Below are 13,356 nucleotides of genomic sequence, written 5' to 3' on the forward strand. Positions count from 1 at the left end.
TTCTGATTGAATCAGAACTGAAGCTCTCAATTGTTGTTTCGACGCATTTTCGTCACGCGGACCGGCATCCACTTCGCTCGAAAACGCGTGAGCTATTCCGCGGCCTGCTCGAGCGGCGCCACGCGCGGCAGGATGATCTGGATACGTGTGCCGCTGCCCGGTTCGGAATCCAGATCGAGCCGTCCGCCGAGCCTGTTCGTGACGATGCTGTAGACGATGTGCAGCCCGAGGCCGGTGCCGCCCTGATCGCGCCGCGTCGTGAAGAACGGATCGAAGGCACGGCGGCGGACGTCGAGCGACATGCCGCAGCCATTGTCGGAGAAGATGATCTCGACATTGTCCTTGCCGGACTCGCGCACCTGGATGTCGATGGTCCCCGGCCGGCCGTCCGGGAAGGCGTGCGCCACCGCGTTGAGAAACAGATTGGTCAGCACCTGGCCGTAGGGTCCGGGATAGCTGTTCATGGTCAGATCAGGCTGGCACTCGACATTGAGCGTCAGATTGTGCTTGCGAAGGCCGGGCCGCAGACTCATCACCACCTGCTCGGTGAGGTCACCGAGATCGAAGCTGCGCTGGTCCGAATAGTTGCGGTCGGCGGCGACCTGCTTGAACGACTGGATCAGCTCCGCGGCGCGATTGAGATTGGCGACGAGCTGCGAGGACGCGTCGCGGCTGGTATGGAGAAAGTCGTTGAGCGTGGAGCGGCGCAGCTCGCCGCGTTCGACTTCGGCGGTGAACATCGCGGTCTTGCGCTCCAGCGCGGAGGCGACCGTGAGGCTGATGCCGACGGGATTGTTGACCTCGTGCGCGACGCCGGCGACGAGGCGCCCGAGCGCCGCCAGCTTCTCCGCCTCGATCAGCGAGGCCTGGGTCTCGCGCAGATTGCGCAGCGCGGTCTCGGCGGATTCCTTGGCTTTCCGCATCTCCTGCTCGCCGCGCTTGCGCTCGCCGATGTCGAGCGCCACGGTGACGATCCGCTCGATCTCGCCTTCGGCATCGAGCAACGGCAGCTTGTTGACGAGCCATTGCCGCATGTGGCCGGAAGAATCAATGTACTCCTCTTCGTAGAAGCCGAGGCCCTTTCGCAGCGTCAGCACGCGCTTGTCGCTCTCGTCGGACTTGGCCGCGCCGTAGCGCGACATCAGGTCGGCCGTGGTGCGGCCGAGCGCATCGCCGGGCTCGATTCCGAAGATGCCGGCCATGTAACGGTTCATCAGCACGTAGCGCAGGTCGCGGTCCTTGACGTTGATGACCGCTGGCACGGTGTCGATGACCTGCTGGAGCAGGCGCCGTCCTTCGGCAATGGCGTCTTCCGCGCGCTTCTGGTCGGTAATGTCGCGCAGCGTGCCCTCATAGCGGACGATGTTGCCCGCCTCGTCGCGGACGCCGGTGGCACTGTCGGACAGCCACAGGATGTCGCCGCCGCGCTGGCGCACCTGGTATTCGAACTCGCGCACCATACCGTCGCGTGCCATCAGCCGCTGATATTCGACGCGAGCCTCGGGATTGACGTAGATGGTGTGGGCGATGTCGTTGATGCTGTCGATGAGGTCTTTGGGGCTGTCATAGCCCATCATCCGCGCCAGCGCCGGATTGGCGTTGAGGAGGTCGCCGGCCGGCGTCGTGACATAGATGCCGTCGACCGAGCCCTCGAACAGTTTCCGGTAGCTCTCTTCGGCAAGGCGTTGCTCGGTCAGTGCGCGCACCGCCGCCTCGCGTGCCGTGTCGGCTTCCTCCAGCGCACGGCGGAACACTTCGGCCGCCCGCGCGATGTCGCCGATCTCGTTGTCGAGGTCGGCGGACGGGATCGAGGTGTTCTTCTCGCCGGCTGCGAGCGCGCGGATCGACCGCGCGATCTGGGCGAGCGGACGGACCGTCCGCCGCACCACGAAGCCGGCCGCGAGAATGCCGATCAGCACACCGATGGTACCGAGCACGATGCTCTGCCAGCGCGCCTCCGTCAGCGTGCGGGCAAAGTCGCGCGACAGCACGTGACCGCGCCGGGCGCTGACCTCGCGCAGCAATTCGGTGACGCGGCCGATCAGCCGACCCTCGGTTCCCAGCACCTCGCGGTCGATGTCGGCGATCTGCCGTTCACGGACCGCGACCGCGATGATCGCCTCGGCGTACTCGTTGACCGCCGATCTGAGCTTGGGATCAGTGACGCCCATCGCCCGCATGCTCTGCGCCGCCTGCTCGGCCGCGGACGGGTTGCGCGCAAGCAACCCAAGCGCGATCCGGCTCTGCGCTTCCGACAGGCGGGACGCCAGCTCTCGGTCCGCAGTGCCGGAGACAGCTGCGTCGAACTGGTCGCGGAGCGGCGGCAGCCCGGCAAGCAGCTGGGCGCGGCGGTCGATCAAGGTCGAGATCCGCTCCAGGCCGCTGCGATAGGTCGCAAGCCGCTCGCTGACGCCGTCGATCATATCCTGCTGCTCGGGCACGAGCTCGATGCGGGTCTTCTTCAGGATGTCACTGAGCGTCGAAGCCGCCTCGCCCACCTGCTTGAACTGGATGCCGGCGCCAGGGTCGGTGACGAAGTCGCGCGCGGCGAGCCGCAGCTCGTTCATGCGGCGGTCGATGTCCTCGGCGAGGTCGCCGACGCTCTGCAGCCGCTGCAACTCGGCGAAGGTCGTGTCGATGTGCCGGATCGCGATCACGCTCGCGGTCGAGGTGACGATGATCACCGCCAGCACCAGAAGGAAGCTGCCGAACGTGAGCTGGCCGATGGAGAGCGAGAATGTTCGCTTTTTCTCAGGGGTCGGCGTCAATTCGGCGGACATTGGTGATGTGTGGACCGGGCCATTGGAGCTCCAATATACGACGTATTGCAGTCCCGGGGGAACATGCGTCTGGCCGCCGAATATCCTTAATGTTGAAGCCCTACCGGCCTCCTTGGCCCCGGTTTTATGACGTTTTGACGCCGGCCGGCCGCCGGGCCGGGATGGTCATGGCGGCGACGCCGAGGACGACGCAGGCAAGGCCGATCCAGGCGGTCCGGCTCAGGCTCTCGCCGAGGAAGGCGACGCTGATGGCAACCCCGATCGGCACGCGGAGATAGGCCTGCGCGGTGGTGCCGACCGAGCCCAGGGTCTGGATCAGGCGGAAATAGATCACGAAGGCCGCGGCCGTCGAGAAGGTCGCCAGCGCGAGCAGCGCCAGCACGGAACTCAGCGAGGGCGACAGCGTCCAGGGCTGCTCGACGATGAGCGAGGCCGGGAGCAGCGCCGCCGCCCCCGCCAGCAACGAGCCGGCCGCGGGCGCCATGGGATCGAGGCCCTTGAAGCCGCGACCGAAGATCGCGGCGCAGGCGTAGCAGATGGTGGCGGCAACGATCGCGGCCTCCGCGACGAGGCCGCTTCCAACATTATGGAAGGCATCGACGCCGACGATCAGCAGGATGCCGGCCATGCCGGCGACCACCCCGACCAGCTTTCGCGGTGTCGTCGCCTCGTGACGCGTCACGACCGCCGTGAGCAGGAAGGTGAAGATCGGGCCGGCCGAGTTGAGGATGGTCGCAAGCGCGGCATCGACGTGGCGCTCGCCCCAGGCGATCAATGTCCAGGGGATCACGCTATTGAGCACGGCCTGGAAGGCGAAGCGTTGCCAGGTCGCGGCATCCGTCGGCAGCCTGATGCCCCGCGCCCACATGATCGCGAGCAGCAGCAGGCCCGCAATCGTGGTGCGCGCCGCGATCAGCGTGATCGGAGGAATGGTGGCGACGCCGAGCTTGATGAAGGTGTAGGAGCCGCCCCAGAGCGTTGCGAGCGCCAGCAGCAGCGCCAGCTCGACGGCGATGTTGTTGTCCTCCCGATTGCCCGGTCGGTTGTCCATGTCGCGCGCTCGATCCCGTTGTCAGGGACGGAACCTAGCGCGTCTGCCCTCGCCGATACTTCGCTTTGTATCGAAGTGTCCTAGCCGATGGCCCCGACCTCGAACACCTCACCGTCATAGCCGGCCTCGCGGGGAATGCGGAGCTGACGGCCGGTTTCGGTCTTGGTCATGACAGGCATCACCGTCACGACGGACATGCCGCGGGCGTGCTCGAGCGCGGCGCTCACGCGGCCCTGCTTGGCGAGCCGGATCAGATTGCGCGTGGTCGGGAACGGCAGCTTGAAGCGGCCGCTCTCGCCGCCCTCCACCGCCTCGCGTGGCGAGACCCAGATCGAGTCGGTCGATTCCCGGCCGTCATGTGCGCCGAGCTGGTCGGGCGGCGCGGCCGCAAGGAAGAACCATGTGTCGAAACGTTTTGGCATCCCCTCGGGCGTGATCCAGTGCGCGTAAGGCACGAGCGTATCGAGCGCGAGTTGGAGCCCGTTATCGGCCAGAATGCTCAGGAAGCTGACCTTGTGCTCGTTGAGCGCGACGCGATGCGCATCGGCGATTTCGCCGGCGCGCCTGGCGTCAACAGGCGTGTCCGAATCCTTCGACCGCGCCAGCAGGATGCCGCTTTCCTCAAAGGTCTCGCGGATCGCGGCGATTCGAAATCCGCGGTCCGCTTCACTCAGCCCCTCGCCGCCCGAATACAGGTCGGAGCGCTTGACGATCTCCTGATCGCCGGCATCGACGCTGCCACCAGGAAACACCAGCGCGCCCGAATTGAACTCGATCTGATGATGGCGAACCATCATGAAGACTTCGATTTCGTCGCGGCTCTTGCCGTCGACCGTCACGCCGTCGCGCAGCAGGAGGATCGTCGACGCAGGGCGTGATGCTGATGCCTCGGCCATTCGACTAACCTGCGGCGCTGGATTGCGGGCCGAGATTGGCGCGCTTGTCGACGCGGGCGACGCGCGACAGCAGGTAATCGACCTCCGCCTTCGCCATCGGGGTGATGGTGGCGCCGGGCTTGCGCTGGGCGCTGGAGGCAATGATGCCGCGCTTCTGCAGCACGTATTTGCGCACGGCAAGGCCCGCGCCGGGCTGCTGCTCGTAGCGGATCAGCGGCAGATGCGCGTCGAACAGATCATGGGCGGCGTCGCGCTTGCCTTCCTTCGAAAGCCGCACGACGTCGATCAGGAGTTCGGGGAAGGCATAGCCGGTCATGGCGCCGTCGGCGCCGCGCTCCATCTCGAAGTCCAGAAAGAGCCCGCCATTGCCGCAGAGGATCGAAAGCGGCCGCAGCGAGCCGTCCTTCTGGAAATTGCGCAGCGTCGAGATCTTTTCCAGCCCCGGCCAGTCCTCGTGCTTGAGCATCACGCAGTTCGGATTGTCGGTGACGATCTTGCGGATCACGGCCGGGGTGAACACCACCGACAAGGTCAGCGGATAGTCCTGGAGCACCCAGGGCACGTCGGGGCCGATGGCCTCGGCCGCCTGCTTGTAATAGCCGACGATCTGGTCGTCGGTCCGCAACGACGGCGGCGGCGCGATCATGACGCCGGCCGCGCCCGCATCCATCGAAGCCTTCGCCAGCGAGCGCATGGTGGCAAAGCCCGGCGCGGAGACGCCGACGATCACCTGCATCTTCTTGGCGCGCTTGACGAAGCGTACCGCCACCTGTTCGGCCTCGGCGGCATCGAGCTTCGGGGCCTCACCGAGGATGCCCAGCACAGTGACGCCGTCGCAGCCGACCTCCTCGTAGAAATCGGTCAGGCGGTCGATCGAGCGCTCGTCGATCCGGCCGTCATCGTGGAACGGCGTCGGCGCGATTGCGAAGGTGCCCTTGGCGTCGGCGGTAAGTTTCATCGTTGTCCTTGTTTCTCTCTGTCGATGGCTAAAACCGCCGCGCCCCCATCTTGATCTGCTCTTCGGAGAAGAAGATCTCCTTGGCATGATCGGCGATGTCCTGGGCCTTCCAGCCCGTGTGCGGCGGCTTCCAGCCGTCCATTTCCATCATCCGCATTTCGCGCACGCCGCGGGGCCCGGACACGCCCAGCACCTTGCCGGTCTGGTCACCGGACAAGTCGCTGACCATGTATAGCACGGCCGGCGCGATGCCGTCCGGACCCAGCGCCGCGCCGGGGTTCTCCTTATAGCGGGGCAGGTCTGCGGTCATGCGGGTCAGCGCGCCCGGCGCAAGCGTCCAGATCCGGATGTTGTATTTGCGGCCCTCGATTGCCAGCACGTTGGACAGGCCCCAGATGCCGCCCTTGGCCGCGCCGTAATTGCTCTGGCCGAAATTGCCGATCAGGCCCGAGGTCGACGAGGTGTTGACGATGACGCCGCCGCCGTTTTCCCGCATCCAGCGAAATACCGGCATGGTGCAACAAAAGGTGCCCTTCAGATGCACCTTGATGACCTTGTCCCAGTCGGACTCAGACGCCTTGGCGAAGGTCTGGTCGCGCAGAATGCCGGCATTGTTGACGAGGATGTCGGCGCGGCCGAAATGCTTGATGGCGTCGTCGAACACCGACTGGCCGCCTTCCATGGTGGAGATGTCGGCGCCGTTGGCGACCGCCTTGCCGCCTTCGGCCTTGATCGCATCCACCACGAGCTGCGCCATCGATGTGTCGGCGCCGGAGCCGTCACGGGGCCCACCGAGGTCGTTGACGACGACGGAGGCCCCTTCCCGCGCGAACAGCTTTGCGTAGGCCTCACCGAGCCCCCCGCCCGCGCCGGTGATCAGCGCAACCTTGCCGTCGAGTAGTCCCATGGTGGCTCTCCCTGTTTTGTTCTTTTGCTCCGTCATGGCCGGGCTTGTCCCGGCCATCCATGAACTTGATCGCCAACCGCGCGAAGAACGTGGATGCCCGGGACAAGCCCGGGCATGACGAAATAACTCAGAGCGCGTCGAGCGGCATCATCACCCCAGCACCGTCTTGCCGTTCTTGATCACAGTGACGCCGCGCGACTTTACCTTGGCTTCGAACGAGATCACGCTGCCGTCCTTCCAGAGGTCCATGGTCACGGTCTCGCCGGGATAGACCGGCGAGGAGAACCGCGCGACGTGCTGGCGGAAGGCGGAAGCGTCGTAATCGGCATAGGTCTGGAGCACGCCGCGGCAGGTGATGCCGTACGTGCACATGCCGTGCAGGATCGGACGTGGGAAGCCGGCCTTCTTCGCGAACTCAGGGTCGGAGTGCAGCGGGTTGCGATCGCCGCAGAGACGATAGACCAGCGCCTGGTCGGGACGCGTCACGATGTCGATGGTCGTGTCGGGTGCGCGGGACGGGCTCTTGTGCGGATCCGGCTGGGTCAGGTTCGGCCCGCCAAAGCCGCCGTCGCCGCGGGCGAAGCGGGAGGCGACCAGAGTTGCCAGCTTCTCGCCCTTCTCGTTCTTGAGCACGGTCTGATGGCTGATGACCACGCCCTTGTCCTTGCCCTTGTCGTAGACTTCGACCACGGAGGAATCGGCGGTGATGTGCGCGGCGACCGGCAGTGGCTGGTGGAAGGTGATGTCGCGCTCGCCGTCCACCACCATCACGCGGTTGAGGTTCATCTCGCCAGGCCCCGCGCCCCACGCGGCGACGGATGCAAAAGTCGGCACCACCTTGAGCGGTCGCGGCGTCAGCGTGCCCTCGTTGACGAAGGCGAGCTCGTTCTCGTCCATCGGATCGGCGCCAAGCCCAATGCCGTAGGCATAGAGCATCACTTCGCGGTCGGTGTAGGCATATTTCTGGCCGAGGTTTTTGAGGCCTTTGAGTTCGTCGTATCTGGCGGACATTTTTGTTGTTTCCTCCCGGCAGTTTCAGCGAATGGCGGCGCCCATTGATGCGCCCTCTCCCCTTGCGGGAGAGGGCTCCAAGGTGCTCGCAACAAACTCGTTTGGGTGAGGGGTTCGCTCCGCATCGAACAATCTCTCGGTGGAGAGAGACCCCTCATCCGGCGCTTCGCGCCACCTTCTCCCGCAAGGGGAGAAGGGAAGAAAGCGACTACGCCGGCGTAAAGAACGGCAATGGCGCGCCGTCGGTCGGCTTGAACACCACCTTCACCTTCTGGCCGATCTTCAACGTCGTCAAATCGCAATCGACGAAATTGGTCTGGAGCGATGGGCCTTCCTTCAGCGTGACGTAGCCGATCGCGTAAGGGCCGGTCGGCGACTTCCGCATCAAGCTGTAGGTGTAGATCGTACCCTCGCCCGAAGACTCCTCCCACACCGTCTTGTCGGAGTAGCAGAACGGGCAGATCGCACGCGGGAAATAGTGCGCCTCGCCGCACGCGGTGCAGCGCTTGATCATGAACCTGCCCTCTTTGGTCGCATCCCAGAACGCGGCTGTCTCAGGGTTCGTCACCGGGGCCGGATATTTCTTGGCTTCGCTCATCACACGCGCTCCAGAATGGCCGTCGAGGCGGCGTGGCGAACACCCAAAAGCCCGCCGGTGCCGTGGGCGATGGCGAGATCGCAATTCTTGACCTGCACCTTCGGATGCGCCTCGCCGCGCAGTTGCCGCACGGCCTCGAGGATCTTGGTCATGCCGCCGCGATTGACGGGATGGTTGCTGCAGAGGCCACCGCCATCGGTGTTGAACGGCAGCTTGCCGACGCCCGAGATCAGATTGCCGTCGGCGACGAACTTGCCGCCCTCACCTTTCTTGCAGAAGCCGAGGTCTTCGAGCTGCATCAGGACGGTGATGGTGAAGCTGTCGTAGATCGAGGCGTATTTGATGTCCTTCGGCGTGATGCCGGCTTCCTCGAAGGCACGCGGGCCGGACCAGATGCCGGCGGAGTATGTGAGGTCGAGATCCTTGCCGCCGCGCGGGCCCTTCATCGCCTCGCCATGTCCGATCAGCTTGACCAAAGGCTTCTTCAGGCTCTTGGCGATTTCAGGCGTGGTCACGATCAGCGCGCCGCCGCCGTCGGAGACCACGCAGCAATCCATGCGATGCAAGGGATCAGAGATCATCGGCGAGTTCAGGACGTCCTCGACGGTCACGACGTCCTTGAGCATCGCATGCGGATTGTATTGCGCATGGTGCGAGGCCGCGACCTTGATCCAGGCGAGCTGCTCGCTGGTGGTGCCATAGTCGTGCATGTGGCGCATGGCACACATGCCATAGGCATTGTGCGTGGTCGCGCCGTAAGCCGTCTCGAAATCGGCCTCGGCGCCCGCCGCGCGCGGCGGCATCGCCCCGGTGCGCGGCTTGCCGGCCAGCGTGATCAGCGCGATCGAGCACTTGCCCGCGGCGATCGCTTCAGCGGCATGGCCGAGATGGATGATGTAGGAACAGCCGCCGGTCTCGGTGGAATCGACATGGCGGAGTTTTTTGGTGTTCAGCCCGAGATAATCAACCATCGGCCAGGCGCCGCCCGGGGCGTCGCCCGCGCAGAAATAGCCGTCGACATCGTCCTTGCTGAGCCCGGCATCCTCGATCGCGCCCTTGGCGACCTCGGCATGGAGTTGCGCGGTGGATTTGTCCGGCGCGTGCCGGGTCGGGTGTTCGTAGATCCCGGCAATGTAGGCCTTGCCCTTGATGGTCAAATAAGGTCTCCGCTGGCGTTTCTCACTTCCGGTTTTTTCTGAACCGCTGCCGCCCTGTTGGCAAGCGCGGAAATATTCCGTCGGGCGAGAGGGCAGCGGGCTGGCGCAAATGGCCGCCGCATCATCCGAGGTGCGGTGGAAGGCCCTGCTGCCGCAGTCGTCGTTGCGAGCGCAGCGAAGCAATCCAGGAATCTTTCCGCGAACGCACTCTGGAATTGCTTCGCTGCGCTCGCAATGATGGGAACGACGGGCAGAACCCTAAAGCTGTTTTGCCCGACGGCACAAGTGATTTCGTTTTATCGAAAAATGTTTTTTCGCGAAAACAACCCCATGCACAGTAGAACGGTGGTTGATTTCGAACAGGAATTTGCAGGGTGGATTAGCGAGTCCACCCCACGAAAATTCTACTCCGCCGCGATCTGCCTCGGCGCCGGCGGCGGGTTCGCGAGGTCGGCGGCGAGCTGGGCGTAGCGGGCCTTGGCGTCTGCTACGGCCTTCTCCTTCACCGGGCCGTAGCCGCGGATGCGGTCGGGCAGCGAGAGCAGCTCCACCGCGGTATCGATCGTCAGCGGCGACAGCAGGCCGAGCACGGTGGCGACGTCCTTCTCGTAGCCGGCGATCAGATCGCGCTCGAGCTTGCGGTCGGCACTGCGACCGAAGATGTCGAGCGGCGTGCCGCGCAGGAACTTGAATTTTGCCAGCACGCGGAACACCGGAAGCATCCACGGGCCGAAGGCGCGCTTCTTCGGGCGGCCGAGCGCATCGACGCCCCTGCTCAGAATGGGCGGGGCCAGGTTGAAGTTGAACTTGAAGTCGCCTTCGAACTGGTCGCGGAGCTGCTTTTCGAAGGCGCCATCGGTGTAGAGGCGCGCGACCTCGTATTCGTCCTTGTAGGCCAGCAGCTTGGCGTAGTTGACCGCAACGGCGCGGGTCAGCGCCTCGTCATAGCCGCCCTGCCTGGCGACGTCGCTGACCTGATCGACCAGCTTGCGGTAGCGTTTCGCGAGGCGGCCGTTCTGGTACGCCGTGAGATGCCTGGTGCGATGCTCGATGACCTCGTCGAGCGTCATTGCGTCCAGGGACTTGGGCGCAACGACCTCATCCGTTCCCTTCAGCATGCCGGCAAGCCGTGCGGGATCGGCGACCGCGAGGCGGCCGAGGCGGAAGGCTTCCTTGTTCATCTTGATCGAGACGCCGTTGACCTCGATCGCCTGCTCGATCGACTCCGCTGACAACGGCAAGAGGCCCTTCTGATAGGCGTAGCCCATCATCATCATGTTGGTGGCGATGCTGTCGCCGAGCAGCTGTTCGGCCGGCTTGGTGAAGTCGAAGAATACCGAGTCCTTGTGCAGCGCGGTTTCCAGCAACCCGTTCAGCTTGCGGGTCTGGAAGTTGAAATCGCGGTTGAGGACGAAGTCGGCGGTGGGAATGACGTGGCTGTTGATGATGCCGCGGGTGCGGCTGCTGTCGCAGAGCGAGATGGTGTCCTTGGCAACCGCGACCACCTCATCGGCTGCGAGCACCACATCGGCCGTACCGGTGACGATGCGCGAGCAGGTCACCTCGGCCGGATGATCGGACAGGCGGACGTGGCTCAGCACCGCCCCGCCCTTCTGCGCCAGGCCCGACATGTCGAGGATCATCGAGGCCTTGCCCTCGATATGGGCGGCCATGCCGAGCAGCGCGCCGATCGTCAGCACGCCGGTCCCGCCGACGCCGCCGACAGCGATGTTGTAGGGCTTGTCCAGGTTGGGGCGCGATGCCGGCTCGGGCAGATCGCCGATATCGCCGATATCGCCGACGCCCGCCGGCGCGCGCTTGCGCATCTTGCCGCCATCGACGGTGACGAAGGACGGGCAAAAGCCTTTGACGCAGGAATAATCCTTGTTGCAGGTCGACTGGTTGATGGCGCGCTTGCGGCCGAACTCGGTCTCGAGCGGCTCGACCGAAATGCAGTTCGATTGCACCGAGCAATCGCCGCAGCCTTCACACACTGCAGGATTGATCAGCACACGGCGCGCCGGATCCTCCATCGTGCCGCGCTTGCGGCGGCGCCGCTTCTCGGCGGCGCAAGTCTGCACGAACACGATCGCGGACGCGCCCTTGACCTTCCGCAGGGTCTTCTGGACCGCGTCGAGTTCGTCACGATGCGCGGTCTTGACGCCGGGCGCGATCTCGTTCGCCGGATAGGCGTCGGGATTTTCTGAGACCAGATAGATCTCGCGGATGCCTTCGCTGTGTAGCTGGAAGGTGATCTGCTGCGGCGACAATTCCCCGTCGACATGCTGGCCGCCGGTCATCGCGGTCGCGTCGTTGTAGAGGATCTTATAGGTGATGTTGGCGCCGGAGGCGATCGCCTGGCGGATCGCGAGGCTGCCGGAGTGGAAATACGTGCCGTCGCCGAGATTGGCGAAGACGTGCTCTTCCTTTGTGAAGGGGGCAACGCCGACCCACGGCACACCCTCGCCGCCCATGTGGGTGAAGGTCTCGGTGGAGCGATCCATCCACAGTGCCATGAAGTGGCACCCGATGCCGGCAAAGGCGCGACTGCCTTCGGGCACCTTGGTCGAGGTGTTGTGCGGGCAGCCGGAGCAGAAATACGGGGTGCGGGCGACAGGCGCGGTCGCCTGCATTTGCGACGCCTGGCGGCCGTTGAACCAATCGGCCTTGGCGCGCAGCATCGTTGCAATTTCGGGATTGAGATCAAGTCGAAGCAGCCGCTCGGTCAGCGAGCTCGCCAGCGAGGCGACGCTGAGTTCTTCGGCAAAGGGAAGGAAGCGCTTGTCGTGATCGTCCATCTTGCCGATAATGCGGGGACGGACATCGTCGCGCCAGTTGAACAGCTCCTGCTTCACTTGGTTCTCGACGATCTCGCGGCGCTCTTCGATGATGAAGATTTCCTCGAGTCCTACAGCGAATTGCCTGACGCCTTCCGGCTCCAGAGGCCACGGCATGCCGATCTTGTACAATCGAAGTCCGATCTTGGCGGCGACCTCGGGCGTGATCCCGAGCTCGCGCAGCGCCTGACGGATATCCTCGTAGCTCTTGCCGGACGCCATGATGCCGTAGCGGGCGTTGGGCGAGTCGATGGTGACGCGATTGACCTTGTTGGCGCGTGCAAAGGCGATCGCGGCAAAGCCCTTGTAGTCCTGCAGGCGGCGGTCCTGGGCGAAGCGGTCGTCGGGCCAGCGCAGATTGAGGCCGCCTTCGGGCATCTCGAAATCGGTCGGGATCACGAACGGCGTCATCTCGTCGGTGAGGTCGATCTCGGCGGTGGTCTCCACCGTCTCCGTGATCACCTTCATGCCGACCCAGCAGCCCGAGTAGCGCGACATCGCGATACCCAGAAGACCCATCTCGATCATCTCGTGTACGCTCGACGGGTAGAGATAGGGCATCAGCGCCGACATGAAGGCGTGGTCGGATTGATGCGGGACCGTCGAGGATTTTGCGCCGTGGTCGTCGCCGGCGAGACACAAGACGCCGCCGTTCTTGGCTGAGCCCGCGGCATTGCCGTGGCGGAAGACGTCGCCGCAGCGATCGACGCCGGGGCCCTTGCCGTACCAGATGCCGACCACGCCGTCATACTTGGCGCCGGGCGAGAGGTTGAGCTGCTGCGAGCCCCAGACCGCGGTCGCGGCCAGATCCTCGTTCACGCCGGGTTGGAATTTGATGTTGTACTGCTCGAGATGCTTGCGCGCGGCGAAGAGCTGCTGGTCATAGCCGCCGAGCGGCGAGCCGCGATAGCCGGAGATGAAGCCGGCGGTGTTCAATCCCGCGGCACGGTCGCGCCGGATCTGGGCCATCGGCAGGCGGACCAGAGCCTGAATGCCGGTCGTGAAAATATGTCCGGTGTCCTGGGTGTATTTCTGATCGAGACTGATCGGACCCTGGTTGATGCCCATTATGTCCTCTTCCGCCCTTTTGAGCGCTTGGCTGCTTAAGCCGTTGCCTGCCCGTTGTTTTTAGCTAGGGCGCGCCGACCATTTCCGCCACTC

Annotated in this window: 9 protein-coding genes; all 9 read right to left on the reverse strand. The window is 64.7% G+C overall.

Annotation, left to right across the window (positions count from 1 at the left end):
- Positions 1-92 precede the first annotated feature (92 nt).
- Positions 93-2,780, reverse strand: a complete 2,688-nt coding sequence (locus IVB19_RS21860) for a PAS domain S-box protein (protein WP_018455290.1) — start codon at positions 2,778-2,780, stop codon at positions 93-95.
- A 124-nt stretch (positions 2,781-2,904) separates the two neighbouring features.
- Complete coding sequence (locus IVB19_RS21865) at positions 2,905-3,831, reverse strand: DMT family transporter (RefSeq protein ID WP_247336104.1); 927 nt, start codon at positions 3,829-3,831, stop codon at positions 2,905-2,907.
- Between the two features lie 80 nt (positions 3,832-3,911).
- Positions 3,912-4,727 (reverse strand): NUDIX hydrolase, encoded by an 816-nt coding sequence (locus IVB19_RS21870; protein WP_247455484.1) that lies wholly within the window; start codon positions 4,725-4,727, stop codon positions 3,912-3,914.
- Positions 4,728-4,731: 4 nt separating this feature from the next.
- Positions 4,732-5,685: a dihydrodipicolinate synthase family protein gene (locus IVB19_RS21875; protein ID WP_018455293.1), complete on the reverse strand. Its 954-nt coding sequence runs from the start codon at positions 5,683-5,685 to the stop codon at positions 4,732-4,734.
- A gap of 28 nt (positions 5,686-5,713) precedes the next feature.
- Entirely contained in the window at positions 5,714-6,592 is an 879-nt protein-coding gene (locus tag IVB19_RS21880; RefSeq protein ID WP_018455294.1) for an SDR family oxidoreductase, read from the reverse strand.
- A gap of 150 nt (positions 6,593-6,742) precedes the next feature.
- Positions 6,743-7,603, reverse strand: coding sequence for a MaoC family dehydratase (locus IVB19_RS21885; RefSeq protein WP_018456496.1), 861 nt, complete (start codon positions 7,601-7,603; stop codon positions 6,743-6,745).
- A 208-nt stretch (positions 7,604-7,811) separates the two neighbouring features.
- A complete protein-coding gene (locus IVB19_RS21890) occupies positions 7,812-8,201 on the reverse strand; it encodes a Zn-ribbon domain-containing OB-fold protein (RefSeq protein ID WP_085351309.1) in 390 nt (129 codons plus the stop codon).
- Entirely contained in the window at positions 8,201-9,358 is a 1,158-nt protein-coding gene (locus tag IVB19_RS21895) for a thiolase family protein (RefSeq protein WP_085360843.1), read from the reverse strand. The genes IVB19_RS21890 and IVB19_RS21895 overlap by 1 nt, the downstream gene beginning before the upstream one ends.
- A 404-nt stretch (positions 9,359-9,762) precedes the next feature.
- Positions 9,763-13,263 (reverse strand): indolepyruvate ferredoxin oxidoreductase family protein, encoded by a 3,501-nt coding sequence (locus IVB19_RS21900; protein WP_247819868.1) that lies wholly within the window; start codon positions 13,261-13,263, stop codon positions 9,763-9,765.
- Positions 13,264-13,356 lie beyond the last annotated feature (93 nt).

The sequence above is a fragment of the Bradyrhizobium sp. 187 genome (genome assembly GCF_023101005.1).
In the GTDB taxonomy this organism is placed as follows: domain Bacteria; phylum Pseudomonadota; class Alphaproteobacteria; order Rhizobiales; family Xanthobacteraceae; genus Bradyrhizobium; species Bradyrhizobium canariense_D.

Excerpts from the sequence above, each read along its gene's own strand:
- IVB19_RS21885 (WP_018456496.1), bottom strand. The coding sequence starts at position 7,603 with ATGTCCGCCAGATACGACGAACTCAAAGGCCTCAAAAACCTCGGCCAG.
- IVB19_RS21860 (WP_018455290.1), bottom strand. The coding sequence starts at position 2,780 with ATGTCCGCCGAATTGACGCCGACCCCTGAGAAAAAGCGAACATTCTCG.
- IVB19_RS21880 (WP_018455294.1), bottom strand. The coding sequence starts at position 6,592 with ATGGGACTACTCGACGGCAAGGTTGCGCTGATCACCGGCGCGGGCGGG.
- IVB19_RS21900 (WP_247819868.1), bottom strand. The coding sequence starts at position 13,263 with ATGGGCATCAACCAGGGTCCGATCAGTCTCGATCAGAAATACACCCAG.
- IVB19_RS21875 (WP_018455293.1), bottom strand. The coding sequence starts at position 5,685 with ATGAAACTTACCGCCGACGCCAAGGGCACCTTCGCAATCGCGCCGACG.
- IVB19_RS21890 (WP_085351309.1), bottom strand. The coding sequence starts at position 8,201 with ATGAGCGAAGCCAAGAAATATCCGGCCCCGGTGACGAACCCTGAGACA.
- IVB19_RS21870 (WP_247455484.1), bottom strand. The coding sequence starts at position 4,727 with ATGGCCGAGGCATCAGCATCACGCCCTGCGTCGACGATCCTCCTGCTG.
- IVB19_RS21865 (WP_247336104.1), bottom strand. The coding sequence starts at position 3,831 with ATGGACAACCGACCGGGCAATCGGGAGGACAACAACATCGCCGTCGAG.